A 24,976-nucleotide genomic window follows, 5' to 3' on the forward strand; every position below is an offset into this window, starting at 1 on the left:
TCCCGAGATGATCCGCTTCGAGGGAGTGGTCAAGCGCTTCGGCGCACGGACGGTCCTGGACGGCCTCGACCTGTCGGTCGCCCCCGGCGAACGGGTGACGCTGATCGGGCCGAGCGGCTCGGGCAAGACCACCATCCTGCGGCTGCTGATGACCCTGGAGCGGGTCACGGGGGGCGTCATCCACCTCGCCGGACGCCCTTACTCCCACATGCCCCAAGGGCCGGCGGGCGGACTCGTCCCGTCCGACGAGCGCTACCTGCGCACCGCCCGGCGGCGCGTCGGCATGGTGTTCCAGCAGTTCAACCTCTTCCCCCACATGAACGTACTGGAGAACGTCGTGGAGGCCCCGGTGCACGTGCTCGGCGTGGACCGGGACGAGGCGGAGGCCCGGGCCCTGGAACTGCTCGACCTCGTCGGCCTGACAGTCCGCCGGGAGGCCCGTCCGGCCCGGCTCTCCGGGGGCGAGCAGCAGCGGGTGGCCATCGCCCGGGCACTGGCGATGCGCCCCGAGGTGCTGCTGCTCGACGAGGTCACGTCGGCCCTCGACCCGGAGCTGGCGGCGGGCGTACTGGACGTCCTGCGCGACGTCGCTCTGACCACGGACATCACCCTGCTGTGCGTGACGCACGAGATGGGCTTCGCCCGCGAGGTGTCAGACCGGATCCTGATGTTCGACCACGGCCGCGTCCTGGAATCCGGTCCGCCGGACCGGGTCTTCGAAGCCCCGGAGCACGAGCGCACCCGCTCCTTCCTGCGCGCTGTGCTGTGACCGCCCCTGTCCCGCCGTCCGAGCGGTCGTCGTGAGCCCCCCCATGTGCCCGGAGGGGATTCGGCGACGCTAGCTGTGCCATCTCATGACATTGGTTACTCGCGGTCAGGCTTGGCGGGCGTAGGACGCGAGGCGGTCGGCGAGCGCGATGACGAGGTCGCGCAGTTCCTCCGGACGCTCGATGACAAACGGCCGGTCGAGTGAGGCGAGTACCGGAGGCAACCAATCGAGCCGCTCCGCCCGCAGCTCGACGCGCAGCCAGCGCTCGGTCGCCCGGTCCTCGCCTGCCACGGGCGCGTACTCCTCCAGGTTCGCGACGCTGGCGGGAAGGCGGACGCGGATCTGCTCAACCGTCCCGTGGATCCGCAAGGTCACCTCGTGCCGGTACTCGGCCGTGGCGAAGGCTGACAACAGGCGATGTGCCGGATCGGGACCCACGGGCGCTTCGAATGAGCCGGGCAGGGTTCGTGCGTCTGCGATGCGATCGAGCCGGAAGGTTCGGTCCTCGCCGATCTGGGCGTCCTTGCCCGTGACGTACCACCGGCCCGCATGGGCGACGATCCCGTATGTGTGCAGCGTGCGTTCGCTGCGCCGTCCGTCGCGGTCGGTGTAGCGGATCGAGACCGGTCGGCGGTGGCGCACCGCATCGGCGATGGTGAGCAGGACCTCGGCGTCCGGGGTGTCGGGATCATCGGGCTGATCCGTGAAGGCGAGAGCTTCCAGGAGTGTGTCGAGCCGACGGGCGATGCGCTTGGGCAGCACCCGCCGGATCTTCGCCGATGCCGTCTCGCTTGCCGTGTGCTCCGTCGTCGTCAACCCTGCTCGGCGGCCGGCGACCAGGCCGAGCAGCACGGCCAGCGCCTCGTCGTCGCTGAGCATGAGCGGTGGCAAGCGGTACCCGGGGGCGAGCCGGTACCCGCCGTAGCGGCCGCGCACCGATTCCACGGGTACGTCCAGGTCGATCAGTTGGTCCACATACCGCCGCACGGTGCGCCCTTCGACGCCGAGCCGGTCGGCGAGTTCGGCCACCGTCCGGGTGCCGCCCGACTGCAGCAGTTCCAGGAGTGTCAGCACGCGGCCGGTGGGTCGAGGCATGTTCGCAGCCTAACGCGAATACAGGACCGATTCTGTCCACTATTTCTCCTAGCCTGCACGTGCATGCTTCCAGCACAGCCAAGGAGATCCCCATGGACTTCGTCTCGATCCGCATCATCACTAGCGACGTAGCGCGCCTCGTCGAGTTCTACGAGCGAGCCACAGGGGCGCGGGCGGTGTGGGCCACCGAGGACTTCGCCGAACTCAAGACCGCGGGCGCCACCCTCGCGATCGCCAGCACCCGCACCGTCCCGCTGTTCGCCCCGGGCTCTGCCCGCCCTGCGGACAACCACAGCGTGATCACCGAGTTCCTCGTCGACGACGTGGACCGCGTTCACCAGAACCTGACCGGCTTCGTGACCGACTTCGTCAACAAGCCCACCACGATGCCCTGGGGTAACCGGTCGCTGCTGTTCCGTGACCCCGACGGCAACCTCGTCAACTTCTTCACCCCCGTCACCCCAGCGGCCATCGAAAAGTTCGCACGCTGACGCCACACACAGCCGCTCACGCGGGAGCCCTGAGATCCCAGGGCTCCCGGTGAAAGCGGCCGCCGAGTCCAGGAACGCCACCAGCAGGGGACATCGGAACGCACCGGTCCCGGCACCGGCAAGGTCGGATACACGTACCTGCATTCGGCGCTCGACGACCACTCCCGGCTCGCCTACACCGAGGCCCTGGAGGACGAGAAGGCCGCCACCGCGGTCGCCTTCCGGCACCGGGCCGTTGCCTTCTTCGCCGCCCACGGCATCACGCCGATCCGCCGCTGCCTCACCGACAACGGCGCGTGCTACCGGTCTACGACCTGGGCTGACGCGCTCGCCGCGACCGGTACGAAGCACAAGCGGACCAGGCCGTACACGCCGCGCACGAACGGGAAGGTGGAGAGGTATAACGGGACGCTCTCCCGCGAGTGGGCGTACGTCCGCGACTACACAACCGAGCGTGAACGCCGCGTCGCACTCGCGGAGTTCGTGAACTACTACAACCATGAGCGGCCGCACGCCGCGCTCGGCGGCCGACCGCCCATCAGCCGGACCGCCGGGAGCGACTACCGGATCGTCTTCGACCAGCCGCCCGAACCACTCGCGGACATCCCGCAGCAGCTCACCTTCGAGGACTTCGCGTAACCAAGGTCCCGAGACGCCACAGCTAGCCGTTGACAGCCGGAATCACATGCTGCCCGTACGCATCGATGACGGCCTCCCGTGCGTCGTGCATGTCGTGGACGGCGAACTGGTCGACTCCGAGGTCGCGCAGGGCGCGTTCGTGCGCAGGCCCCGCCACAGCGCCGCCTGGTGCTCGCGGCCGCAGCGGCGTGGTGCGTCACGGGGTGCAGTGGCGCTACCCGGAATATCGGCCTGCATGCGCCGACCGGACCGCCGACCTCCAGCTTCGTGCGCCCCGGAGTTGCGGACGGCGTCCGCACCGCCGTCGGACCGGTCCTGCGTCCGTGACCGGTGGCGGGTCGTGCGTCGATTCACCCATCGGGTCGAGGAGGGAATGGGTATCGCGGCCGACGCGCACCGGGCCGTCGGGTTTCTAGCGTAGGCGTCATGAGAGCCCCGGCTCCGGCCGGCGCGGCGCGATGCCGATCCCCGACCCGGACTTTCACCCGGCCAATGGCGGACACGCGTCGGGGCGCCGTCACGCTGACCTGGTCGCCGGGATCACTCGTGAGTTCCTGGAACCAAGGAGTACGAGCCATGACCACCCAACACATCGAGACCCTGATCATCGGCGCCGGGCAGGCCGGCTTGTCGGTCGGCTACCACCTTCAGCAGCTCGGCCGGGAGTTCCTGATCGTCGACGAGCGAGAGCGGGTCGGTGACAACTGGCGCTGCCACTACGACAGCCTCAGGCTGTTCACGCCCTCCCGGGCCAATGGCTTGGACGGGATGCCGTTCCCCGGCGACCCGTGGGAGTTTGCGACCAAGGACGAGTTCGCCGAGTACCTCGAGCTGTACGCCCTCACCTACGGCCTGCCGGTGCGGATGCAGACCCGGGTCGATCGGCTCACGGCCCTCGATGGCGGAGGTTTCACCGCGGTCCTCGGAACCGACAAGGTCACCTGCGACAACGTCGTACTGGCGACCGGCACCTTCGGCCGTACGCCGCAGACCCCGGCCTTCGCCGCCGACATCACCCCCCGGATCCAGCAGCTCCACTCCAGCGAGTACCACCGGCCCTCCCAGCTGCGCGACGGGCCGGCGCTGGTCGTCGGTGCCTCGCACAGTGGGTTGGACATCGCCTACGACCTGGCGGCTACCCGTCCCACCACGCTGGTCGGACCCGACCGCGGGAACATCCCTCTCGAATGGGGCTCGCGGCGGTTCCGCGCGGCATTCCCGTTCATCGAGTTCGCCTTCAACCACGTGCTCACCCGGCGCACGCCGATGGGACGCAAGGTGATGCAGGTACTTCGCCACCACGGCGCCCCGCAGCTGCGGATCAAGCGCCACCATCTGGACGTGCGCGACGTGGAATGGATCACCGAGCACGTCGTGGGCGTGGTCGACGGGCTACCGCGCCTCGAGGACGGCCGCACCTTCGACGTCGCGAGCATCGTCTGGGCCACGGGGTTCCGGCAGGTCTACGACTGGGTCGACCTCCCGCTGCCGATCGAGGACGGATGGCCCGTGGAGTACCGCGGCGTGGTCGAGTCCGTGCCTGGCCTCTACTTCTGCGGCCTGGCGTTCCAGTACGCGTTCGCGTCGGGCGAGATCAATGGCGTCGGCCGGGACGCTGCGTACGTCGCCGACAACATCGCCGCCCACACCCGGGCTCGGCAAACCGCGGTCGCGGCTTGAGACGCAACCATGACGAGCATGGAGGTCTGCGATGTCGACGAGATTCGGGAACCCCTCGGTGGTGACCGGCGCCGCCACCGCGTCGGGTCCGGCGTAGACAGCCCGCGCCCTCGTCGTCGCAGCCGCACCGGTGCTTCTGCTGGGGGCGCTCGCCGCGGTCGCGCTCGCGTTTGTCGCCGTGCGCGGATTCCTCACACCCGTGCCTGATCACCCAGGCAAGGAAATGCTGCGGATCATGAGCGTCGACCACTAGCCTCGAATCGAGGTGGTGCGCGATGAGCCTGGTCGACGATCTACGCCGAGCCCGCGAGGAGTACGAGCGCAAGGAATGGGTAGCGGCGTACCGCGCTCTCTCCGACTTGGACGAGGCCGAGCTTCAGGCCGACGACTTCATGGCGCTGGCGGTGACCGCGCACCTCCTGGGCCACCGCAACGACTGCGTCCAGGCACTGCAACGGGCGTTCCAGGCCTACCGTGACAGGGACGACACCCTCGGCGCGGTGCGCGCGGCGTACTGGCTGACCGTAGTCCTGTGGCAGGGCGGCGAGGTCGCCATCGGCAGTGGCTGGCTGGCCCGGGCCGAGCGGCTGCTCGACGCCCATGGCGGGGATGTGGTGGAGCGTGGCTATCTGCTCGAGCGGGCCATCATGGGGCACATCTTCAAGGGAGAGTTCGCCGAGGCCTTCGTCGCCGTGCCAAAGGTCACCGAGTGCGGCCGGCGGTTCGACGACCCCGATCTGACAGCCATGGGCCTCCACATGGAGGGTCGGATGAAGATCTTCGCGGGCCAGGTCGCCGACGGGCTGAGCCTCCTCGACGAGGCGATGGTCTCGGTCCTGGCCGGGGAGGTCTCGCCCATCTTCTCCGGGGTGATCTACTGCTCGTCGGTCGAAGCCTGCCAGCAGATCTCCGACTTCGGCCGGATGGGCGAGTGGACTCACGCGCTGACCACCTGGTGCGACGGCCAGCCCGGCCTGGTCGCGTTCACCGGTCAGTGTGCGGTCCACCGCGGCCAGCTGATGCGACTGCACGGCGCCTACCGCGACGCCGTCAGGGAACTCGAGCGCGCGGTCGGGCGGTACGCCGCGGCCGGCGGGGACCTGGCGGTCGGGCAGGCCCACTACGAGCGAGGGGAGACCCTTCGGCTTCGCGGCGACCACGAGGCTGCGGAGGCCGCCTTCTCGGAGGCTGCCGAGTTCGGCCACTCGGCCCAGCCCGGCCGGGCACTGCTGTGGCTGGAGCACGGCCGACGGGATGCGGCGTCGGCCGCGATCCACCGCATGGTGGCCGAGGTACACGATCCCGTCCACAGGTCGCAGATGCTCCCGGCGGCGGTTGAGGTGTTGGTGGCCACCGGCGAGGTGGATACGGCTGCACCCCTTGCCGAGGAGCTGGGGCAGATCGGGGGCTCGTTCGGATGTTCGGCGCTGCAGGCATCGGGGCAGTATGCCGCCGCGACCGTCGCCCTGGCCCGGGCCGAGGCGGACCGCGGGCTCGTCTGCGCGCGGCAGGCGGCCGAAATCTGGGCGCTGCTGTCCGCGGTGTACGAGGTGGCCCGCTCCCGGGTGCTCGTCGGGCGTGCGCTTCGGCTGCTGGGTGACGAGGAGTCGGCCGTGGGCGACCTGAGCGCGGCCCGGAGGGCGTTTGCGGAGATGGGTGCGAAGCCGGCGGAGCAGGAGGTCGCGGCGCTGTTGGGCGAGGAGAAGGCTCCCGGTGGGCTGAGCCCCCGGGAGGTCGAGGTCCTCCGGCTGGTGGCGGCAGGCAAGAGCAACCCGGAGATCGCCGAGGCCCTGGTGCTCTCGGAGAAAACCGTGGCCCGGCACCTGTCCAACATCTTCGCCAAGCTCGATGTCGGCTCCCGAACCGCGGCCGCGGCGTTCGCCTACGAGCATCACCTGGTCTGAGCCGCCTTCGTTCTGAGCCACGGTTGTGAAGGCGTCCTGCCGTTAGACGGCCGTCGGGTCGGGCAAGCGTCTGGTATGCGGCGCCGGCATACGGCACCGCCCCGGACGTGGGCCGGCAGGCCGAGCTTCCGCATGTCAGTGTCAGGAGTCCGTGATGAGCCGATCCCGCCGTTCCGTACCCCGCTCCCGGTCCGGCATGCTGGGGCGCCGGTTCCCCCGGACCGGTACCGAGCCGGTGACCGCCCAGAGCGCCCTGGGGTTCCGAATCGTCCTCGCCTTTTCGGCTCTGGTTCTCTTCGGCCTGTCGTCCGCGGCCCTCGGTGTGTGGGCGAGCACCGCCTCACCTGACAGCAGCCCCGGTGCGGGGGAACTGACGGCGCTGGCGGTGGCCTGCGGTGCCCTGTGCCTGATCGCCGGGACGAATCTGGTGTTCCTCCTCCGCAGGCGGAGCAGGGAAGTTCCTCCGCATCGCGAACGGTGAATCGGGCGCCGCTCCTGTGCGCCGGTCGTCCGAGGGTGAGGCCGCATAGTGGATGTCCCGTTCTGGCTCTGGTCGGCGTTCGCGGTCACGGTGGTGGTGTCGCTCTCCGTCGACCTGTTGGCCCACCGCGGTGAGCACGTCATCGGGTTCAGGGAGGCCGCGACGTGGAGCGGGCTGTGGATCGGCCTGGCTCTGGCCTTCGGCGGACTGGTCTTCCTCGTGCTGGGCCGGACGGCGGGGACCGAGTACACGACAGCGTGGTTGCTTGAGAAGGGCCTGGCGGTCGACAACCTCTTCGTCTTCGCCATGATCTTCGGCTATTTCAAGGTCCCCCCCGCCTATCAGCACCGCGTGCTGTTCCTCGGCGTCGTCGGCGCCCTGGTCTTCCGAGGTGTGTTCCTCTCCGCGGGCATCGCCGTCGTCAGCCGTTTCACGGCGGTGCTCTTCGTCTTCGCCGCGCTCCTCTTCTACAGCACCTACAAGCTGCTCCAGGAGAAGAAATCCTTCGACCCGGGCCGGAGCTTCGCCGTACGCGTCCTCAAGAAGATCGTGCCGGTCCGCGACGAATACGCCGGCACGAAGTTCTTCGTGCGTGAGCACGGCCGGCGCTGGGCGACCCCGCTGCTGGTCGTGATCACGGCGATCGAGGCGGCCGATCTCGTCTTCGCCGTGGACAGCGTCCCGGCCGTCCTCGCCGTCAGCGACGACATCTTCATCGTCTACACCAGCAACGCATTCGCCATCCTGGGCCTGCGAGCCCTGTACTTCCTGCTGGCGGACTTCCTGGGCCGCTTCCGCTACCTCGACACCGGGCTGGCGGTCATCCTGTCCTTCATCGGCATCAAGCTCGTTCTCCAGGCGTCCCATGAGCTGATTTCACCCGGCATTCCCGAGGTCCCCGTCCATGTGAGCCTCGCCGTCATCATCGTCGTCCTCGCCTCGTCGATCGTCCTCAGCATGCTCCGCAGTGCCCCGGATGATGCCCGCGGCTCAGAATCCAAGGGAAACGATCGTTCCGGCCCGCCCGGCCTGTCACACGACCGGAAGAAGCCGGACCGCCCACCGGACGACAGCTGAACCGCCGCGCCCGGGCCGGGCCGTCAGTGCCCCGCGTCCCTGCCCCGGGTCACCGCCACCGGGCAGTGCGCGTGATGCAGCAGGGCCTGGCTGACCGACCCCAGCAGCAGGCCCGTGAATCCGCCACGCCCCCGTGCCCCGGTCACCACCAGCTGGGCGGACCGGCTCGCCTCGATCAGTGCCTCCCGGGTCCGGCCGCGTACTGCCCGGGATTCCACTGTGACGCCCGGATGCCGTTCGCGGTGGCCGGCCAGAGCCTCGGACAGGAGCCGCTGCTCGGCCTCGGCCAGCGCACCGGGAGGGTTGGCGTACGCCTCGGCGGCATCCTGTGGTGGGGGCAGCGGGGAATTCCACGTCGTCCAGGCGTGCAGGGCCACGAGAGGCGCCTCGCGCAGGGCCGCCTCGGCGAAGGCGAAATCCACGGCCCGCTCACCCGCCGGCGAGCCGTCGACGCCCAGCAGGACGGGCCCGGACGGGACGCCGCCTTCGCGTACGACCAGCACCGGGCAGCTGCTGTGCGCCGCGAGGTGAACCGCCGTGGAACCCACCAGCAGCCCGACGAAGCCGCCCATGCCGCGCGACCCGACGACCACGAGGTCCGCGCCGCGCGACTCCTTCTCCAGTACGGCCACCGGCTGACCGGTCACCACGGCATGGGTGACCTCGACGGGCGGTGTCTTCTCCCTGGCTCGTGCCACCGCCTCGGCCACCAGCTGCTCGACCCTTGTGCGGAGCCCTCCCTCCAGCCCCAGCAGCGACGGTGGCTGCATCGCGGGCCAGACGAACGCGTACACGACCCGAAGCCCCGCCCCGCGCAGCCGGGCCTCCCGGGCCGCCTCGTCGACCGCGGCGAGACTCGACGGCGATCCGTCTGCTCCGACGACGATGAGACCGGCCACGGCGCCTCCACGCTGCCCATGCCCCCGTTCTCCCAGCTTCGTCCGCTCCGGATCGTGCCGCCACCCGGACCGGCGGAGCGCTGAACGGGACCGGAGTGGCGGGCCCGCTGAGAGGCGCGGCACGGCTTGGCGTCGTCCGCCTCGCCCCTTGCTGTCAGCGACTGTCGCCCGCCGGGTCATCGCCCGCGTGGACATCGGGGATGCCGTCGGCGTTCTCGTCGCACGTGGTGCGCAGGATGAGGCCCATGGCGACGCCGGCGTGGACGCCGGAGGTGTACATCAGCGCGCAGATCGTGACGCCGAGAGGGACGTACCACCACCAGCCGGTCACTCGGAAGCGCTGGAAGGCGTAGAAGAGGAGCAGGCCGGCGCATGCTCCGCCCAGGGCCCAGAAGTTGAGCTCGGAGGTGAAGAAGACGGCGATGACGAGGATCGCGCCGAGGTCGTCACGACGGCGAGAGTGAGCAGGAACGCCCGCAAAGCGGCGCGGAGATGGGTGTTGATCACAGCGAGTACGGCGAGGGCGAACGCAATGTCGGTGGCCATGGGTACGGCCCAGCCGTCGAGGCTCCCGCCTCCGGCTGTCGCGGTGAGGATGTAGAGCGCGGCGGGTACGGCCATGCCGCACAGTGCGGCGACGATGGGGAGAGCCGCGGTGGCGGGGGTACGCAGTTCGCCGACGACGAGTTCGCGTTTCAGCTCGAGGCCGGCAACGAGGAAGAGGATCGCGAGGAGGCCGTCAGCGGTCCGGTGGCCCACCGAGAGGTCCAGCCCGAGGGCCGGTACGCCGAAGTGAAAGTCCCGTAGGGACCCGTAGGCCGCGCTCCACGGCGTGTTCGCCCATGCGAGCGCGACGATCGCGGCAACGGAGACTTGCCCCGGCCCGCGGCACCGACCAGCAGGCGAGCCGTCTCGATCGACGAGCGAACCGCCTGAGCCGAGTTCGCCGCCTTCTCCCGGTAATCCTCATCTGTACGCGAGGAGCTCACGCAGCCGGCCAACAGCAGAACGGCCAGCGCACCGGCCGCCGCCCATGCGGCTGCCCCTGCCGGCTGCCGCACTCCGCGCGGCAGCGACCCCTGCGTGGGCGGCGGCCCCGGAACCGGCGCCTCCACTGCCCACCTCCCTCGCCGACTTCCCCTGACGCCTACGAGGGTGGGACAGACGCGGCATCACGTTGTGGACGCAGCCCTTCACGGCGTGTCACCATCGGCCGCCATACCCGATGGCCACACTCGTGTAGTCAACGCGAGCTACACGCATGGTGGTCGGGCGCCCGGGCCCACCGGCGGAAACGTTTCCGGCGTGGAGAGCCGTCCGCCCGGGAATCCGCGAGTGGGCGCGGCCGGGAGGGGTAGTCGCCGTGTGCGCCAGGCCGGGCGGCGCCGGTCGCAGCCTGGAACTCGACCGGCTCAGCGCGAGCCGGGGCCGTTCGCAGAAGACCCGGAGAGGAGCGCGCCATGGAGTGGTGGGGATGGCTGGTGGTAGCCGTCATCCTGTTGATCGCGATCGGGGTGTCGTCGCTTGTGACCCAGGCCAGACGCCGACGCGGCGGAGTGATCGCCGCCAAGAAGCACCCGTCCAGGGACAAGGATGAGCCATGAACGCTCTTGTCATCCGAGCGAGTGATGTCGTGGGCCGTCCGGTCGTGACGCTGCACGGTGATGCGATCGCCCAGATCAAGGACGTGGTCATCGATCCGGAATCCGGTCGGGTCCGGGCCCTCACCCTCAGCGGGAGAGGAATGCTGTCCGGGCCGCTGAAAGAGGCAATTCCGTGGAGTGCCGTCCACGCTCTCGGCCGCGACGCCCTGATGGTGGCCGACCGGGACGCGCTTCGCGGGGAAGCCGGCACCGCTCCCGGCAGCGGGGACGGCGCCAGCATGCTGGGAACGCGCGTACTCACGCAGGAAGGCGAGGACGTCGGCAAGGTCATCGATGTCGTGCTCGAGGTGACGGCCGACGACGCGAGACTCGTCGGATACGAGGTGAGGCTCGACCGCCGCGGGGAGAAGGGGACCGTCTTTGTGCCGGTGTCCGCGCCGGTCGTGGTCTCGGCGGACAACGTGCTGGTGCCAGTGGCCGCCCTGCGCTCAACGGCTACTGATCTGACGGAGTTCCGGAAGGTCGCGGGCGCTCAGCCCACGGGGGGTGCGGGCGATGTTGAGCAGTGAACTGGACGGCCGGCAGGTCGTCCTGGTGAGCAGCGGGGAGACGCTGGGAAAAGTGGCGGGCCTCCTGCTGAGTCCTTCGCCCGCCCGGGTGCAGGCGCTCCGTATCCGCACGGGCGCACATGTCCTGACCCTGCCGTGGGGTGCAGTGCAGGCGTGCGGGCCGGACGCCGTGATGGTCCGCCGTGAACCCGACGCCGGCGAGCGCCCCTCGGGTGGCGAGGCGGAGGCCGCCCCGGGCGACGCACTGGGGAAGCCCCTGATGACGGACCGGGGCAACCGGCTCGGGGAGGTCAGGGACATCGATTTCGATCCCGCGGACGGAAGCCTCCTCGGCCTTCTGACGGCAGGCGCGGTGTTCGACGGGTCACGGCTGGCCGGGGTGGGCGACTTCGCGGCCGTGATCAACGGCGATGCGGTGGACGGCGCGAACCCGGCGGGCTGAGCCCACGCGCAGGGCAGCCGGCGGCCCTCCCGAGCGCATGCGCGGGGGCGGCACCCGCCGGATCCTCACTCGTGCCGTGGGCCTGGTCGCCGTGTCCGTCTTCTCCGTATGGCTCGCGGTACGTCTCACGCCACCGCAGCAGGTGTCCGTGGGCGGCCGGAAGGTCCGGCTCTCGGTCACGGGGCCGTCAGCGGACTGGACCGGGCCGGGGAGACTCGTCCTGTTCAACCAGGAGATGCCCACCGCCGTGAGCTTCCGCGGTCCGCTCCGGCCGCGCCTGACGCTGACGGAGATCCGGTTCGGTCCCGGGCTGGACGACCTGGTACAGAAACCGGACGGCTCCGTCACCGAGGTGGGGCGCCGACTGGCAGAGGGCTGGTTCCGATACGCCCTGTGGCAGACGGTCATCGCCGCCGGCGTCGTGCTCGTGCTCCTGTTGGCGGTGGCGGTGCTCCGGCGCCTGCCCGTCGGGGCGGCCGTCGCTCTCGCCTGTACGGGCCTGGTTCTGGCATCCGGTCTCAGTGCGGCCGGTTACCTGGTGCTCGCCCACGAAACGCCGAAGGTGCTGCGCTCGGTCGACTCGCTGGAGGACCTGGTCGGCCGCGCTCCCCCGGCCCGTCTGCCGCCGCCCGAGGGGCCCCTCGCCCAAGGCGTCCGACTCGTCGTCCTGGGCGACTCGACCGCCGCCGGCTCCGGGAACGGGCCCTTGGAGGGCGCCACGGCCGAGGACCGCGCCTGCCAGCGCAGCTCGGACGCGTTCTCCCAGTACCTGGAGCGCCTGCACGGCCGCCGGGTGCTCAGCCTCGCCTGTGCAGGTGCGACCATCAAGGAGGGTCTCCTGGGAGCCCGTACCGTCGGCGGCATGGCGATCCCGCCGCAGCTGTCCGAGCTGCGGCGAGCCCCCGGAGCCTCGGCAGTCACCGTCAGTATCGGCGCCAACGACGTCCGGTGGGCGGCACTCACACTGCTGTGCACGACGCAGCCGCGGTGCGGGGACCGCGCCACCGACACGTTCTTCGACGCACAGCTCGCCCGCTTCTCCCTGGACTACCGGGAGCTGTTGCGCCATCTCGCCACCCTCCCGGGCTCCCCGCGCGTCGTCGTCACCGAGTACTACGACCCGTTCGGCGAACAGGCAAACTGCCTCGGCGAGGAAGGCATCACCCCTGACAAGGCGCGCGTCCTGCGCTCCTACCTGGAGGAGCTGAACGCAGTCCTGCGGAAAGGCGCCCAGGCAGCCGGCTTCTCCACGGCCCGGCCGGACTTCACCGGGCACGGTCTGTGTACCAGCCGGCCCTACGTGCGAGGACCGGCCGAGCAGGCCCCGCTGCACCCCACGGCGACCGGACAGCTGGCCATTGCGCTGGCCGTGCAGCGCGCCCTCCTGCAGTCACCGCCCGACCTGGCGGACAGCCGCTAGGCCCCTGGGTACATAGCCCTCCGTCCTCGTGGGTAAGCGCCGGAGCAGAACCGCAAGGAGGCACTATGGAGTGCTTCGAGTGCCGGGCGAGGAACAGCACGGCCGGAGCCGCCGTGGCCGTGTGCCGCGCCTGCGGCGCGGGGCTCTGCGTGAACCATGTGAGATTCGCACCGCGCGAGGTGCACCACGACTCCGGCCTCGGCAAGACCACTGGTCGCGTGTCGGCCCGGACAGCTCTGTGCCCGGTGTGCGACAGGGCAGAGCACAGTACGTGACCGAACTGGACGCGGCGGCCCGTTCACCGCCCTGAGAGCCGCGCCGAAGCCGCGTTCCGGGAGAAGAGCGAACGCCACACAGCACCGCGGGTGGAATGGGCCCTGGGCATGAGAGAGGTACACCCGCTGCTCAGGTGGCGCCGTGCCCCTTCCCCCGCTGGACGGCGCCGCATCTCCTCTGAGTCGGAGGGAGCAGCGCGGATATGATCTATGACTCCACACAGGATCTCGTCCGTGTCCTGGTCATGGCGGCACTCGCCTACCTGATTCTGATCACCGTGGTCCGCGTGTCAGGAAAGCGGACGCTGTCCAAGATGAACGCCTTCGACCTCGTGATCACAGTCGCGCTCGGTTCGACCTTGGCGACCATCCTCCTCAACCGCCAGGTCACCATCCTCGAAGGGGCTGTTGCGCTGACCTTGCTGGTTGCGTTGCAGTTCCTCACGGCATGGGTATCGATTCATTCTGAGCGAGTCCGGCGACTGGTGAAGGCCAAGCCAACGATACTGCTGCATCAGGGCCACATGCTGCACGAGGCGTTGAGGCGGCAAAGAGTGACACCAGACGAGATATCTCAAGCTGTGCGGTCCCAAGGAATCGGGGATATCCAGGAGGTGGAGGCCGTCGTGTTGGAAACGGACGGCAGCTTCAGCGTGATTTCCCGCTCGCAGTACGGTTCCGGCACCGCTCTTGACGGTGTCGATTTCCCTCGGCCGACACTGAAAAGAAAAGGTGATCAAGGGAACGAGCCGGCCTACTGAGATCGCGCTGAATCCTCACTGCCACCACTTCCTGTGCCGTTGCTGCCGCTTCCACGAGCCGCTCACACCGATGCGTTGCCAGTGGTTCCGGCCTGCCGGCGAGGCGTCGGGCCCGAGCGGTGCTCGAGGAGGGGGCCGGCCCGCCGCATGTGAGCCAGAGCCGAACGGTCCACCGTCCCGGGGCGGGCGACCACTCCCGACGCACGGCGCGGTGGTACCGATCCTCGGCCCACAGCGCTGCACCGCTCAGGGCGAGTACCTGGTCGAGACGGGGGAGGGGAGGTAGTCGGGGTCGATGTCCCGCCCGGTGTCCTGGGTCAGCGCCAACACCGGTTGCGGGAATCGTCTCGGGGCGGGGTCGTGCGGAAAGCCGTCCAGGTCGATCACGGCGTCGAACCGGCCGTCCTGACGAGCCGCCTGCAAGGCTGCGGCTCCGCCGAGGGAGTGGCCGGCGACGGCCACCCGGCCGGTGTCCATCCGGCCGCCCGCGGGGGCCGGGATCTCGCCTCGCGCGACACGGTCCAGCTGGGTGCGGACGAAGCCCAGGTCGGCGGACCGGACCGCGGTCCACTCGACCGCCAGTGCCTCGTCACGCCCGGCGTCCCCCGTGGCAGTGACCTTCGTACGGACGGTCAGGCCGTCGGCCAGGACGACGGCGGCCGAGTCGTAGGGGTGGTCGAGTGCCGCGACGACGTAGCCATGACTGGCCAACTCCTCCGCCCACGCCGAATTCTGGGTGCGCACGCCACCCAGCCCCGGGGAGAACAGCACGACAGGGAACCGCTCGTCGCCGACGGCCACCGGTGCGTCGACCGCCGCGTTCGTACGCGCGCGGGGCAGGCCGTCGAGCAGGAACCCGGGTACACCGACGCAGTGGGCGAGGGCGTCGGAGACGATCCCCGCCTCACGGTCCGTGCGTCCGAGGTACGCGGCGCGGCGCGAGTCCGCCGGGCTCTTTCGCGCCGGGTACCACAGCTGCACGACGACAGTACGCCGGTCGGCCTCGTCGGCGGTGGAGCTCTCGGGACGGTCGGTGTCGGTCCACTGCACCACGCCGGTGCCCACGGCGAAGGGTCCGGACGACGCCGGGAACACCGGCACGGGCAGGGCCCAGGCGGCGGCCGGACCGACCGCGATCAGGCACGGACACACCAGCGAAGCCGGCAAAGCCGCCCACCATCGCATTCTGCCCGGCGGCCGCCCGCCGCGCGCTCGCAGCTCGGCCGCGACGGCGAGCGGCAGGACGAGTGCGGCGCCGGCCAGCACGGGCACCATCTGCCACCGCACCGAACTCCACACCAGCACCACGCCGGACAGCAGCACCACCACGGACGCACCGGACGAGGCCGGTCGCCGCGCCCGTGAGGGGAGCCAGCGAGCCGCGACGAGCGCGACGGCACCCACCACGACGACGGTTTCCAAAGGGGACATCTGCAGAGGCAGCAGTGTTTCTGTCACAGCGTCATGCTGGGTGTACCACCGCCGCCGCCGCTTCGCGCCGAGGTCGCGAGCATGTGCGACCCGAGGCTGAGGTGACGGTCAGCCGAAGGCAGCACGGAAGCGTTCACGCAGATCGGCGAGGCGGTCGGTGGGTTCGTTGGCGAAGACCAGCCGCAGGTACCTGTCGCCGCCAGGTCCCCAGCCCGTCATCGGGGTCGCGGCGACGCGGCCGCGATGGAAGAGGACCTCCGACGCCTTCTGCGGAGACATGCCCAACGCCGCGGTGTCGAGGAGGAGGGACCAGCCGCCATGCGGTCGTACGAGCGGGTAGCCGTCGAGCTGCCGCGTCACGACGTCCCGGCGCCGCTCCCAGACGCGTGTGGCCGCGGCGACGTCCTCGTCGGCATCGGGCGCGTCGAGCGCTGCGGCCACGGCCTGTTGGGCGATTCCCACCTGGCAGACCACATTGGTCATCCCCACCAGGGCGATATCGGAGATGATATGGGACGGGCCCACGGCCCAGCCCACCCGCCAGCCGATCAGGCGCAGCTCCTTGGACGCCGATCCGACGGTGATGGTCCGCTCCACGAGGCCAGGGTGTGCGGCCGGGTGTGCCGGGCGGTGACCGTCGAACAGGATGCGTTCCATCGCCGCGTTGTGGATCAGCCAGCAGTCATGCCTCTCCAGGACGGGAGCGAGAGCGTTCCAGTGACTTGGGCCGAGCAGTGCACCGGTCGGCATGGCCGGTGTCATGGCCAGCACGGCGGCGGTGTCGGGCCCCACCGCCGCGGCGAGCTCCTCGGGATCGACCTGCCAGCCGTCGGGCGTGGGGATGCACGGCACATGGCGGGGAACGCCTCCGACCAATCGGATCCGGTTGACCAGCCCGGCGTACACCGGGTCGCAGACGACGACCTCCCGGCCGGGCTCCACCGTGGCCAGGAGCACGATCAGCAGGGCATTGAGCCCTCCGGCGGCGCTCACGCACTCGGTGGCCGAGTCGTAGCGGGCTCCGGACAGGCGGGAGACATGGGCAGCGGCGGCCTCCCGCAGTCCGCGGTGCCCCTGGAACGGCAGATAGCTGTTGGCGGCGTCGTCCTCCAGCGCGGACCGGGTGACGTCCAGGGCGATCAGGGGCGGACGCAGGTCGGTGTCCAGATTCTCCAGACGCAGCATGTCGGGGTCCTTGGCGGCGTCGGCCGCATCGCCGATCACGTCCACCCCGATCCCGGGAATGTGCCGCAGACGTGAAACTCTCACGGTTCCTCCTTGAGGTCGTCGACGCGCGGACCACCCCACGCGCGGGCACGGCGCGTAACCGTGCGCCGCCCCGCCCTGTCCACATCCGCACGTCTTACGGCAAGCCGGGACGGGCCAGCGCCGTTGGGCAGGGGCGGCCTCCATCAACTCGCCTCCGGCGACCCCGGTGCCGCGGGCGGACCCGGGTCGGCGGAGGGCCGCCGGCCGGTCAGGCCTGCGCCTCCGCCGCGGCGGCCGCCCGGGCGATGGCTTCACCCAGGCGTTCCCCGGTGTAGGTGTGGCCGCCCATGCCCCAGCCTCCGTCGGGGGCGTTGACGATGTTGATCCGGATGTCGTCGCGATCGTGGCCGGGCGTCATGAGTGTGTACGCGATGCCGGTGGCCTTCTCGATGAAGGCCGCCCTCGCTTCGACGGACGCCAGTCCGATGTCGGGCAGCTTGAGTTCGATCAGGACGAGGGACCGGTTGACACCCCCCGCGTACACGTGCTCGGGGCCGAGCAGGTGCAGTACGCCGGCGACCATGGGCGTGAAGAAGGTGTTGCCGGCCAGACCGCTCACCTCGATGAGCGCGTGGCTGAGCTGCGGAATGATCTCCCGCTCTCCGGCCGGAGTGAGGGCGCCGGCGGGGGCGATGACGGCGATGGGCATGGCTGTGCTCCTCGGATGCGACACCAGACTAGTACGTACGTCCTAGCGAGATACACTCTGGAGTAGGATGGTCGTCCTAGTCAAGTGAGAAGTCACAGGGAGGGCGGGATGGCCAAGGAGACCCGGGCCCGGATGGTGGATGCAGCGGTGGACGCGTTGCGGGAACGCGGCTTGCAGGGCATGTCGTTCACCGATGTGCTGGCGCGGAGCGGGGCGGCCCGCGGAGCCATCTACCACCACTTCCCCGGCGGCAAGAACCAGTTGGCCGCGGAGGCCGCCACGCGGCACGGCCGTGAGGTGCGCGACCGGCTGGCGGAGCTCGGTGGGGCCGACCCGAAGGGTGTTGCCGCAGCTTTCGTGGAGTTCGCGCGGCCGGTCGCGCAGGCCGCGGCCCAAGGCGCCGGATGCGCCGTCGCCGCCGTGACCGTTCCCGCGGACGAGGAGAGCGGCGAGCTGTGCCGGGCCGCCGCTTCGACGTTCGCCTCGTGGACGGAACAGCTCGGCCTGACCCTGACGGAGGCAGGACTCGCGCCGGCCGACGCGGAAGAGAAGGCCGCCTTGCTGGTCGCCCTCCTCGAAGGCGCACAGGTGCTGTGCCGGGCGAGCGGCAGCACGGAGCCGTTCGAACGGGCCGTCCGCGCCACAGTGACACTCTTCGCCGATTCCTGACGCCGCCACGGCCCCAAAGGCCGGACGTACGCCACGAGCCACTCGCTGGACGCCCTGACCCGACGACCCGGCCCGCGCGCCCGCCTCTGTTCGGCGGGGCCCCGTCGGGCGGATCAGCCTTGGCCCCTCGTCCTGCCCGGGCGCTGGAGTCGGACGGCCTTCTCCAGGGGGCCGTCGACTTCCTTCGACTTCTCGTGCGCCTCCAGCACCGACAGGCCGCGACCTGGTTCACCAGCGACGCCAAGAAGACCCACCCGCCCTGCTCGCGGCTGGGCTGGTGCGCTTGTCGGGTCGTCGCCTCGGTCGAACGCGGCATCGCGCCGGGCTCATCGAGCAGGCACTGGGCCACCACCTGGCTCTGGTGAGTTTGCCGGAAAGGTTCACGGCATGGCCTTCAGGGCCATTGGGTGGGCTGGACGGCGGTGGCCTTGAGGACTTTCACGAAGGCTTCGACCGGAGCCGGAGCCGGTGGTGCGCCGTAGACGACGGCGTCGACGAAGCGGTGGTCGTCCGCCAGGCGGTCGATCCTCACGCCGGGGTGGAGATGAGCGCGCAGGGCGAGGCCGGGCAGCGTACTGACGCCGAGGCCGGCGGCTACAAGTGCCTGGACTGCGACGTAGTCGTCGGTCTCGAAGGCGATCGCAGGAGTGAAGCCGCGCTGTGCGCACGCCGAGAGAAGGTGCGTGCGGCACCGCTCGCAGCCGGCGATCCACCGCTGTCCCCGGTAGGTATCAAGGTCGGTGCGCGGACCAGGCCAGGATCCGCCGGCCCGGCTGACGATGTAGATCGGTTCGTGCAGGATCGGCGTCACGGTGTGACCCTCGCGGTCACTGAGTGGGCCGTCACCATGACGGAAGGTGAAGGCGACATCGACTTCGCCGCGCCGCAGGGCCGCCAGCGCTTCCGAAGGCTCTGCTTCGGTGAGCGCCAGTTCGATGTCCGGGTACGCGACGCCGAAGGCGGCTGCCACCGTCGGTACGACAGTGGCGAGCGCGGAAGGAAACGCCGCGAGGCGCACCCGTCCGGTGCTGAGCCCAGCGTGGGCGGCCAGTTCGGTCCGGGCCGAATCGATACGGCCGAGGATCTCCTCCGCGCGATCGGCCAGCAGCCGGCCGGCCTCGGTCAGCCGGATGCCACGGCCTGCCCGCTGAACGAGCGGTACACCGGCTTCGGCTTCGAGCCTGGCGAGGTGGTGACTGACCGACGGCTGCGCATAGTGCAGCGCGGTGGCGGCAGCCGTCACCGAACCCTCACGAGCGATGGCGGCGAACACCCGGAGCCGGTTCTCATCGAACATTCATCGACGATATCAATGGACTCATTGAGAACTGGCATTTGTCCTATGGGTTGCCCGGTGCACAGCATGACGTCATGCGCAGTCCGACGATTTCCGATGTCCTTCGCGCGCGTCGTCTGCAGCGCGCACACCTGTCACCGACCCCGTTGCTCTCCTATCCGGCCCTCGACGCCGCCGTCGGCGCCAGTGTCCGTGTGCTGGTCAAACACGAGAATCTGCAGCCGACCGGCGCCTTCAAGGTCCGAGGAGGCGTCACCCTGCTGGCCGCGATGGACCCGGACGAGCGTGCGCAGGGCGTTCTCGGGTACTCCACCGGCAACCACGCGCAGTCCCTCGCCTATGCCGCGGCGCTCTTTCGCGTCCCGTGCACCATCGTCATGCCGGAGAACCCGAATCCTCTGAAGGCCGAGGCCGTGCGGCGTCTCGGTGCCGAATTGGTGGCGGCGGGCGCCGACTTCGACGCCGCCCGCCGCCACGCCGAACAGCTCGCTCCTCGGCGTGGGATGCGATTGGTCAGCGCGGCGAACGAACCCGACCTGATCGCGGGCGTGGCCACCGCATATCTGGAGATCTTCGAGCAGGAACCTGACATCGACACGATCATCGTGCCGGTCGGAGGCGGCAGCGGCGCCGCCGCCGCATGTCTGGTGGCGTCAGCGATCAGCCCGCGCTGCCGCGTCATTGCGGTGCAGTCCCGCAACTCAGCGGCCGCGCACGACTCCTGGCGCTTGGGCCGCTGTGTCGGGCGTCCGAACAACACGTCGGCGGAGGGCCTGGCCACCGGTTCGGGTTTTGAGCTGACGCAGCGTCTGTTGCGCGACCATCTCGCAGACTTCGTACTGGTCGACGATGACGACCTGCGGTGGGCTCAGTGGTTGCTCATGCGCGATGCCCGTACGGTGGCCGAGTCGGCCGCCGCCGCACCGCTGGCCGCGCTCCTCGCGGCGCGCGACGGCCTCGCAGGCCGGCGAGTGGCGATCATGTGCACCGGCGGCAACGCCGACGAAACCGAACTGCGGGCCTGCCTCTCCGCCACAACCTCAACCTGATGAACGAGTTGCGCCGGGGCCGGCCGCCGTGACTGCCTGCGTGCCGACCGTGGAGATGCGAGCGATCCACTCCGGAGCGCCGACGGGCGCAGGACCAGCGCCGGGGCGACGCCGGCCGGCGACGAGAGTCTTTCCCCGGTCGTCTTCACGGCACCCGGCATCCACGTGGACGCCACGCTGCGCCTGCTCGGCACTCGGGCGGACGCCGACCCCGCCATGAGGGGAACCGATAGCGCGCCTCACGGATTCATCTATAGAAACATGTGAACTCTAATCGAGGGGAGATCCCATGCGGATCGTGCCGCTGAGCGGGGAAGACCATGCGCTACTCCGCGTGACCTTGCCGAGGAACGCGCGTTTCGCCGCAACGGAGCACCTTGTCTCGCTCCAGGCGGCGGAGTTCGCCGAGGCCGCGGTCGCTTACCCGATCGTCTTCTCCGAGGGGCCGACCGGGCTCACACCCTGCGCCCTGCAGGGCCTTCAGCCAGGCCGCAACCAGTACGTCACGGCAGACGGGAGTTGGCCCCCACACGCATACCGGCCGGCCATGATCCGCGCATACCCGTTCTTCCCCGTCAAGGAAGAGAACGGAGAATTCGGCGTAGGCATCGACGCCGACTACGAGGGCTGGAGCACCATCGAGGGTCATCGCCTCTTCGAGGACGACGGCTCCCCCACGCCGGTACTGGCCGACCGCATCGAACTCCTGCAGTGGTGCGTCACGGAGACGCAGCGGACCCAGGACTTCACGAAGGAGCTGCTCCGTCTCGGTCTGCTGAAACAGGAGACGCTGACGGTGACGGGAGCCGACGGCGCCTCCGTCGCGCTCGGAGAATACTGGGTGGTCGACGAAGAAAGACTGCAAAGCTTCAGTGTCGGCGACCCCCTCGCCGACCTGATACGTCTCATCGTCACAGGCTATCTGGCCGTCATCCACGCCCACCTGGTCTCCCTGCACCATCTGCCGCGCCTGGTGGGCGAACTCATCGGCGACTGATGCAGGCAGGGACTGCGGCGAGGGTAAGGCCGGACCGGGTTCAGTCCGTGCGCTGCTCACTCCTGCGGGCGGCGCGTGCACGGTTGCCGCAGCCGATCGAGCACCATGCCTGATCCCGCCTGCGCGCGAGGAAGAACATCCCGCAGCTCGGTGCGGGGCAGCGCCGCAACCGCGCCTGCTCCGGCCCGGCGGCGAGCACCAGCGCCTGCCGGGCGACCGCTGCCGCGACCGGCCCTCCGGCCTCCTGCTCCGTGAGGTGGCCGCCGTTGTCGACCCGGAACGTCACCGGGGCCCGTGCGGCCAGAGCGTTGAGCCGCTCCCTCGCTGGACCCGGCAGCGGCGCCTGCCGCGCCGCCGCGTCCAGCGCGGCCCGGACCGGGGCGCGCAGCTCCTGCAGATCGGCCAGGGGCAGGCCGGCGAGTTCACGGTCGAGCGCCTTCTCCCGCCAGGACGCCAGCAGCTCAGAGCCTGCCAGGAGGTCGACGTCCTCACCCGCGGGTCCAGCCCCGACGAGGACGGTGTTGGCCAGGTCGAGGACCGGCTGCTCGCCGATCCACGGCATCTCGCGCAGGTTCTTGAGGGACATGCCCCCAGTCTATCGGACCCACGGGTTCCCGACGTCGAATCCGTGATAGCGTGATTTCACGGATTCAGCCATGCAAATCCGTGATTCGACAGTGAAGGGGTTTCCATGAGCACGACCATCGAGTACGTCCGCTTCGCCTGCACCGACCCCGAGCAGCTCACCGCCCACCGCGCCGGGCTGATCGCCCTTCTGCGTGAGCGGTACGGGTCCGACTTCCTCGGCGCGCACCTCGCCCGTTACGAGGACGGCTCCCTGATCGACCTCATCCTCTGGGCCTCTCCGGAAGCCGCCGCCCGCGCGGCGAAGGAGATGCCCGGGGACCCGGCAGCCGCCGAGTTTTTCAGCCTGATCGGCGAGGTGCACGAGATGCGCCACGCCGAAGTGCTGCACAGCACCCAGCAGTAGCCGAACCGGCACCTGCGGCCTGCGACCACGTGGGGCGGGCACGCCGCAGGTGCCGGAACCAGCCGAGAAGGGAGAGCCGTGCCCACGGCCGACGAACTGATCAACCCTCGCACCACGGACCTGCTGGCCTCCGTCATGGCGGCAGCGGGCGCCGCACCGGCCACCGCCCTCCGCGGCTGCGGTGCCCTACTGGAGGGCCTCCCTTTCAGCCGACGCGTCACCGCCGTGAAGGAAGCCGTCCTCGCCGACCTTCCGGACGCCTACCCCGCCTTCGCCGACGTCGTCCGCGCGGCCCTTCGCCGCCCCGAGTTCACCGGCTGGATGACCTTCGCCGTCAACGCGGCCGTCGCCGAACGCGCCCTGGCGTCCGATGTGTTCGAGCCGGGCCTCGATCTGCTCGCCGCCCTCACTCCGCGGCTCACCGCGGAGATGGCCGTACGCCCCTTCCTCCACCACGACCTCCACCGGGCCCTGCAGCCGGTCCTGGGATGGTCTCGACACCCCGATCACCACGTGCGCCGCCTGGCAAGCGAAGGCACACGCCCGCGCCTGCCATGGGCGCCACGCCTGACCGCACTCGTCACGGACCCGGCCCCCGCGCTGCCCGTCCTGGACGCGCTGTACCGCGACACGAGCGAGTACGTGCGGCGATCGGTCGCCAACCACCTCAACGACATCAGCCACGAGCATCCGGATACGGCCGTCGCCACCGCCGCCCGCTGGCTCGCCGACCCGGCCCCCACCACACCCGCCCTGGTCCGCCACGGCCTGCGGACGCTCGTCAAGGCCGGTCACCCCGACGCTCTGGCGCTCCTCGGTCACGACCCCCACGTGGCCGTACAGATAGTCGGCCCCGACGTCCGGACACCCGAGGTGCACCTCGGCGAGCACCTCGTCTTCGGCTACGAGATCACCAACACCGGACCGCGTCCCACGCGCCTGGTCATCGACTACGTCATCCATCACCGCAAGGCGAACGGCAGCCTCACCCCCAAGGTCTTCAAGCTGACCACCCGCGATCTCGCCCCCGGTGAGCGGTGGTCGGCAGTCCGCCGGCATTCCTTCCGAGAGCTCAGCACCCGCCGCTACCATCCCGGCGTCCACCGTGTGCAGCTCCAGATCAACGGCAAGCCTCACGGCTCGGCCGCATTCACCCTTCGCGTCCCGGCGGATGCGTCCCTCGCCGGGCTGGGCATACGTTCCGACCACCACGGCGAGGGAGCGGCCCGATGAACGAAGCGACCGGAACATCCGGCGCGGGCACAGTGATCCTGATGTTCATAGAGGTGATCGCGGCTTCTCTGTTCTGCGTCTTCGTCCTCATCCATGTGGCCTTCTTCCTCACTCCCCAGTCCTGGCGGGAGAACTCGTGGAAACTGCGGGCCTGGGGAGTCATCGGCGCGTTCGGCCTCGCCGCGATCGCTGTCCTCGGAGCCTTCCTCTTCGCCCACCGCCTCGCGGACTGCCGGGCTGAGGGTGCAACCTGCACCACCACAACCGATTACCCCTGAGCAACGCCGCTGTCGGCCCTCGGGCGCGGTGAGGCACAACGTCCCACTGCCGCAGGCCGCCAGGAAGGTGCCGGGCCGCCCTTCGTAAGGCGGCCCGGCAATTCCGTAAGGCTACGCCGGCTCGGCCACGGTGCCCGAGACCGGGGCGGCTGCCCTCAGCCGGCGGGCGAAGACGCCCGCCAGCAACCCCATGAGCAGCAGGATCGGCAACGCCTCCAGTGCGGCCAGTTCGGGACGGGCTACGCCGGCAACGGTGACGAGCACGAAGGTGCCCGCCGCCGCGATCGCCGCGCGGAGCAACCGGGTGCGCGCGGGAAGCGCCAGGGCGAGGAAGGCGATGCCGGTGGCAGCGGCGGCCGTCTTGAGCTGAGCGATCGTATAGAGGGCCATCATCGGCGCCGCAGGGGCCGGCTCCATCACGGACGCCTGGGCCGCGTGGACGGCGAGAACCGTGTTCTCCACCATGTCCAGGGCGCCCGCCGTGATCATCGCGGTGAGGCTGAGCGTACCGAGCAGGCGGGAGACGGTCAGAGCTCTGGCCGCGGCGAAGGTGGTCAGGTAGGCGACGACGAAGAGCGTGTCGAAGGCCATCCACAACAGCACGGCATCCGCACTCTCGTTGAGGGGCTCCAGGAAAGCAGCGGGAGACAGTGGCACGTCCGTGGGCTGAAGGTGCACGTCCGCGTGAACGACGGAAAGGATCTGGAAGGCAACCGCACACGCGAAGGTCCCCACAGCCCCGATCAGACCAGCGCGCGGTAGAGCGCTCGGGTCGAGGGCGTCAAGGGTGCGGTCATCGGGCGCTCTCCGTCCCGGAGAGCAGAAGCACGGTGTCGGTGGCGAAGTCGTCCCCGTCCCGATGGGACTCCATCCGCTCGACGACGTCAACGAGCCGGTCCCGCAGCCCGGCGAGTTCCTATGACCTCCGTCACACGGCAACAGGACCGCGCCCTCCCAGCGACTCCCCGAGGAGGCGGGCGCCTTGCGGCCCGAGCGGGGGGCGCGGA

The 24,976-nt window shown here is 70.1% G+C and carries 26 protein-coding genes and 3 pseudogenes; 19 read left to right on the forward strand and 10 right to left on the reverse strand.

Annotated elements, in window-relative coordinates:
- Positions 1–7: 7 nt before the first annotated feature.
- Positions 8–769 (forward strand): ectoine/hydroxyectoine ABC transporter ATP-binding protein EhuA, encoded by a 762-nt coding sequence (gene ehuA, locus ACZ462_RS23450; protein WP_467804625.1) that lies wholly within the window; start codon positions 8–10, stop codon positions 767–769.
- 105 nt (positions 770–874) lie between these two features.
- On the opposite strand, the gene ACZ462_RS23455 is transcribed toward ehuA, so the two are convergent.
- A complete protein-coding gene (locus ACZ462_RS23455) occupies positions 875–1,864 on the reverse strand; it encodes a helix-turn-helix transcriptional regulator (protein WP_467804624.1) in 990 nt (329 codons plus the stop codon).
- 92 nt (positions 1,865–1,956) lie between these two features.
- Here ACZ462_RS23455 and ACZ462_RS23460 point away from each other — a divergent pair, with 92 nt between their 5' ends.
- Both ACZ462_RS23460 and ACZ462_RS23465 read left to right on the forward strand, forming a co-directional pair.
- Positions 1,957–2,355 (forward strand): VOC family protein, encoded by a 399-nt coding sequence (locus ACZ462_RS23460; protein ID WP_467804784.1) that lies wholly within the window; start codon positions 1,957–1,959, stop codon positions 2,353–2,355.
- 99 nt (positions 2,356–2,454) lie between these two features.
- Positions 2,455–2,994, forward strand: a pseudogene (locus tag ACZ462_RS23465) (integrase core domain-containing protein); the annotation flags it as partial.
- Positions 2,995–3,016: 22 nt separating this feature from the next.
- Here the strand turns inward: ACZ462_RS23465 and ACZ462_RS23470 are convergent.
- Positions 3,017–3,127, reverse strand: a pseudogene (locus tag ACZ462_RS23470) (TIGR03842 family LLM class F420-dependent oxidoreductase); the annotation flags it as partial.
- A gap of 443 nt (positions 3,128–3,570) precedes the next feature.
- On the opposite strand from ACZ462_RS23470, the gene ACZ462_RS23475 reads away from it, so the two are divergent.
- From ACZ462_RS23475 to ACZ462_RS23490, 4 genes are all read left to right on the forward strand, one after another.
- Positions 3,571–4,674, forward strand: coding sequence for a flavin-containing monooxygenase (locus ACZ462_RS23475; RefSeq protein WP_467804623.1), 1,104 nt, complete (start codon positions 3,571–3,573; stop codon positions 4,672–4,674).
- Positions 4,675–4,949: 275 nt separating this feature from the next.
- Positions 4,950–6,578, forward strand: a complete 1,629-nt coding sequence (locus tag ACZ462_RS23480) for a LuxR C-terminal-related transcriptional regulator (RefSeq protein WP_467804622.1) — start codon at positions 4,950–4,952, stop codon at positions 6,576–6,578.
- Between the two features lie 196 nt (positions 6,579–6,774).
- Entirely contained in the window at positions 6,775–7,059 is a 285-nt protein-coding gene (locus tag ACZ462_RS23485; protein WP_467994449.1) for a DUF6343 family protein, read from the forward strand.
- A 45-nt stretch (positions 7,060–7,104) separates the two neighbouring features.
- Positions 7,105–8,136 carry a TerC family protein gene (locus tag ACZ462_RS23490; protein ID WP_467804783.1) on the forward strand — a complete coding sequence of 344 codons (1,032 nt, stop codon included), beginning with the start codon at positions 7,105–7,107 and terminating at the stop codon, positions 8,134–8,136.
- Positions 8,137–8,159: 23 nt separating this feature from the next.
- Here ACZ462_RS23490 and ACZ462_RS23495 read toward each other — a convergent pair whose 3' ends face one another.
- Together ACZ462_RS23495 and ACZ462_RS23500 are read right to left on the reverse strand one after the other, a co-directional pair.
- The gene (locus tag ACZ462_RS23495) at positions 8,160–9,035 is read right to left on the reverse strand and encodes a universal stress protein (protein WP_467804620.1); all 876 of its coding nucleotides are present in this window, start codon (positions 9,033–9,035) and stop codon (positions 8,160–8,162) included.
- Positions 9,036–9,222: 187 nt separating this feature from the next.
- Positions 9,223–9,899 (reverse strand): annotated as a pseudogene (locus ACZ462_RS23500) (Na+/H+ antiporter NhaA); the annotation flags it as partial.
- Between the two features lie 736 nt (positions 9,900–10,635).
- Here ACZ462_RS23500 and ACZ462_RS23505 point away from each other — a divergent pair.
- From ACZ462_RS23505 to ACZ462_RS23525, 5 genes are all read left to right on the forward strand, one after another.
- Complete coding sequence (locus ACZ462_RS23505) at positions 10,636–11,208, forward strand: PRC-barrel domain-containing protein (RefSeq protein ID WP_467804619.1); 573 nt, start codon at positions 10,636–10,638, stop codon at positions 11,206–11,208.
- On the forward strand, positions 11,195–11,650 hold the full coding sequence (locus tag ACZ462_RS23510; RefSeq protein WP_467804618.1) for a PRC-barrel domain-containing protein: 456 nt from the start codon (positions 11,195–11,197) through the stop codon (positions 11,648–11,650). The genes ACZ462_RS23505 and ACZ462_RS23510 overlap by 14 nt, the downstream gene beginning before the upstream one ends.
- Positions 11,651–11,726: 76 nt before the next feature.
- Entirely contained in the window at positions 11,727–13,070 is a 1,344-nt protein-coding gene (locus ACZ462_RS23515) for an SGNH/GDSL hydrolase family protein (RefSeq protein WP_467804617.1), read from the forward strand.
- A 65-nt stretch (positions 13,071–13,135) separates the two neighbouring features.
- Positions 13,136–13,345: a DUF2180 family protein gene (locus ACZ462_RS23520; protein ID WP_467804616.1), complete on the forward strand. Its 210-nt coding sequence runs from the start codon at positions 13,136–13,138 to the stop codon at positions 13,343–13,345.
- 203 nt (positions 13,346–13,548) lie between these two features.
- On the forward strand, positions 13,549–14,106 hold the full coding sequence (locus ACZ462_RS23525; RefSeq protein ID WP_467804615.1) for a DUF421 domain-containing protein: 558 nt from the start codon (positions 13,549–13,551) through the stop codon (positions 14,104–14,106).
- Positions 14,107–14,352: 246 nt separating this feature from the next.
- On the opposite strand, the gene ACZ462_RS23530 is transcribed toward ACZ462_RS23525, so the two are convergent.
- The 3 genes from ACZ462_RS23530 to ACZ462_RS23540 all read right to left on the reverse strand — a co-directional run bounded on the left by ACZ462_RS23530 (position 14,353) and on the right by ACZ462_RS23540 (position 17,455).
- Complete coding sequence (locus tag ACZ462_RS23530; protein ID WP_467804613.1) at positions 14,353–15,537, reverse strand: alpha/beta hydrolase family protein; 1,185 nt, start codon at positions 15,535–15,537, stop codon at positions 14,353–14,355.
- Positions 15,538–15,645: 108 nt separating this feature from the next.
- Positions 15,646–16,806 (reverse strand): pyridoxal phosphate-dependent aminotransferase, encoded by a 1,161-nt coding sequence (locus ACZ462_RS23535; RefSeq protein WP_467804612.1) that lies wholly within the window; start codon positions 16,804–16,806, stop codon positions 15,646–15,648.
- A gap of 208 nt (positions 16,807–17,014) precedes the next feature.
- Positions 17,015–17,455, reverse strand: coding sequence for a hypothetical protein (locus ACZ462_RS23540; protein WP_467804611.1), 441 nt, complete (start codon positions 17,453–17,455; stop codon positions 17,015–17,017).
- A 108-nt stretch (positions 17,456–17,563) separates the two neighbouring features.
- On the opposite strand from ACZ462_RS23540, the gene ACZ462_RS23545 reads away from it, so the two are divergent.
- On the forward strand, positions 17,564–18,124 hold the full coding sequence (locus ACZ462_RS23545) for a TetR/AcrR family transcriptional regulator (protein ID WP_467804610.1): 561 nt from the start codon (positions 17,564–17,566) through the stop codon (positions 18,122–18,124).
- A gap of 119 nt (positions 18,125–18,243) precedes the next feature.
- Entirely contained in the window at positions 18,244–18,489 is a 246-nt protein-coding gene (locus ACZ462_RS23550) for a hypothetical protein (RefSeq protein WP_467804609.1), read from the forward strand.
- Positions 18,490–18,518: 29 nt separating this feature from the next.
- On the opposite strand, the gene ACZ462_RS23555 is transcribed toward ACZ462_RS23550, so the two are convergent.
- The gene (locus ACZ462_RS23555; protein WP_467804608.1) at positions 18,519–19,421 is read right to left on the reverse strand and encodes a LysR family transcriptional regulator; all 903 of its coding nucleotides are present in this window, start codon (positions 19,419–19,421) and stop codon (positions 18,519–18,521) included.
- Positions 19,422–19,495: 74 nt separating this feature from the next.
- On the opposite strand from ACZ462_RS23555, the gene ACZ462_RS23560 reads away from it, so the two are divergent.
- Complete coding sequence (locus tag ACZ462_RS23560) at positions 19,496–20,470, forward strand: threonine ammonia-lyase (RefSeq protein WP_467882630.1); 975 nt, start codon at positions 19,496–19,498, stop codon at positions 20,468–20,470.
- Positions 20,471–20,759: 289 nt separating this feature from the next.
- Positions 20,760–21,467 carry a SapC family protein gene (locus tag ACZ462_RS23565; protein ID WP_467808330.1) on the forward strand — a complete coding sequence of 236 codons (708 nt, stop codon included), beginning with the start codon at positions 20,760–20,762 and terminating at the stop codon, positions 21,465–21,467.
- 40 nt (positions 21,468–21,507) lie between these two features.
- Here the strand turns inward: ACZ462_RS23565 and ACZ462_RS23570 are convergent, their stop codons facing one another.
- Positions 21,508–22,053 (reverse strand): ABATE domain-containing protein, encoded by a 546-nt coding sequence (locus ACZ462_RS23570; RefSeq protein WP_467808329.1) that lies wholly within the window; start codon positions 22,051–22,053, stop codon positions 21,508–21,510.
- Between the two features lie 105 nt (positions 22,054–22,158).
- Between ACZ462_RS23570 and ACZ462_RS23575 the strand changes: the two genes are divergently transcribed.
- The 3 genes from ACZ462_RS23575 (at position 22,159) to ACZ462_RS23585 (ending at position 23,969) form a co-directional block, all read left to right on the forward strand.
- A complete protein-coding gene (locus ACZ462_RS23575) occupies positions 22,159–22,458 on the forward strand; it encodes a hypothetical protein (protein WP_467808328.1) in 300 nt (99 codons plus the stop codon).
- Positions 22,459–22,536: 78 nt separating this feature from the next.
- Positions 22,537–23,691, forward strand: coding sequence for a DNA alkylation repair protein (locus ACZ462_RS23580; RefSeq protein WP_467808326.1), 1,155 nt, complete (start codon positions 22,537–22,539; stop codon positions 23,689–23,691).
- Positions 23,688–23,969: a hypothetical protein gene (locus tag ACZ462_RS23585; protein WP_467808324.1), complete on the forward strand. Its 282-nt coding sequence runs from the start codon at positions 23,688–23,690 to the stop codon at positions 23,967–23,969. Before ACZ462_RS23580 ends, ACZ462_RS23585 begins: the two co-directional genes overlap by 4 nt.
- Before the next feature lie 111 nt (positions 23,970–24,080).
- Here ACZ462_RS23585 and ACZ462_RS23590 read toward each other — a convergent pair whose 3' ends face one another.
- Complete coding sequence (locus tag ACZ462_RS23590; protein WP_467808322.1) at positions 24,081–24,704, reverse strand: hypothetical protein; 624 nt, start codon at positions 24,702–24,704, stop codon at positions 24,081–24,083.
- Between the last annotated feature and the right edge of the window lie 272 nt (positions 24,705–24,976).

Source organism: Streptomyces sp. NPDC031121, from assembly GCF_055570615.1.

Coding starts and splice junctions, on each gene's coding strand:
- ACZ462_RS23455 (WP_467804624.1), bottom strand. CDS start 1,864: ATGCCTCGACCCACCGGCCGCGTGCTGACACTCCTGGAACTGCTGCAG.
- ACZ462_RS23575 (WP_467808328.1), top strand. CDS start 22,159: ATGAGCACGACCATCGAGTACGTCCGCTTCGCCTGCACCGACCCCGAG.
- ACZ462_RS23510 (WP_467804618.1), top strand. CDS start 11,195: ATGTTGAGCAGTGAACTGGACGGCCGGCAGGTCGTCCTGGTGAGCAGC.
- ACZ462_RS23480 (WP_467804622.1), top strand. CDS start 4,950: ATGAGCCTGGTCGACGATCTACGCCGAGCCCGCGAGGAGTACGAGCGC.
- ACZ462_RS23530 (WP_467804613.1), bottom strand. CDS start 15,537: ATGTCCCCTTTGGAAACCGTCGTCGTGGTGGGTGCCGTCGCGCTCGTC.
- ACZ462_RS23505 (WP_467804619.1), top strand. CDS start 10,636: ATGAACGCTCTTGTCATCCGAGCGAGTGATGTCGTGGGCCGTCCGGTC.
- ACZ462_RS23475 (WP_467804623.1), top strand. CDS start 3,571: ATGACCACCCAACACATCGAGACCCTGATCATCGGCGCCGGGCAGGCC.
- ACZ462_RS23545 (WP_467804610.1), top strand. CDS start 17,564: ATGGCCAAGGAGACCCGGGCCCGGATGGTGGATGCAGCGGTGGACGCG.
- ACZ462_RS23460 (WP_467804784.1), top strand. CDS start 1,957: ATGGACTTCGTCTCGATCCGCATCATCACTAGCGACGTAGCGCGCCTC.
- ACZ462_RS23525 (WP_467804615.1), top strand. CDS start 13,549: ATGATCTATGACTCCACACAGGATCTCGTCCGTGTCCTGGTCATGGCG.
- ACZ462_RS23570 (WP_467808329.1), bottom strand. CDS start 22,053: ATGTCCCTCAAGAACCTGCGCGAGATGCCGTGGATCGGCGAGCAGCCG.
- ACZ462_RS23585 (WP_467808324.1), top strand. CDS start 23,688: ATGAACGAAGCGACCGGAACATCCGGCGCGGGCACAGTGATCCTGATG.
- ACZ462_RS23485 (WP_467994449.1), top strand. CDS start 6,775: ATGCTGGGGCGCCGGTTCCCCCGGACCGGTACCGAGCCGGTGACCGCC.
- ACZ462_RS23555 (WP_467804608.1), bottom strand. CDS start 19,421: ATGTTCGATGAGAACCGGCTCCGGGTGTTCGCCGCCATCGCTCGTGAG.
- ACZ462_RS23540 (WP_467804611.1), bottom strand. CDS start 17,455: ATGCCCATCGCCGTCATCGCCCCCGCCGGCGCCCTCACTCCGGCCGGA.
- ehuA (WP_467804625.1), top strand. CDS start 8: ATGATCCGCTTCGAGGGAGTGGTCAAGCGCTTCGGCGCACGGACGGTC.
- ACZ462_RS23565 (WP_467808330.1), top strand. CDS start 20,760: ATGCGGATCGTGCCGCTGAGCGGGGAAGACCATGCGCTACTCCGCGTG.
- ACZ462_RS23520 (WP_467804616.1), top strand. CDS start 13,136: ATGGAGTGCTTCGAGTGCCGGGCGAGGAACAGCACGGCCGGAGCCGCC.
- ACZ462_RS23560 (WP_467882630.1), top strand. CDS start 19,496: ATGCGCAGTCCGACGATTTCCGATGTCCTTCGCGCGCGTCGTCTGCAG.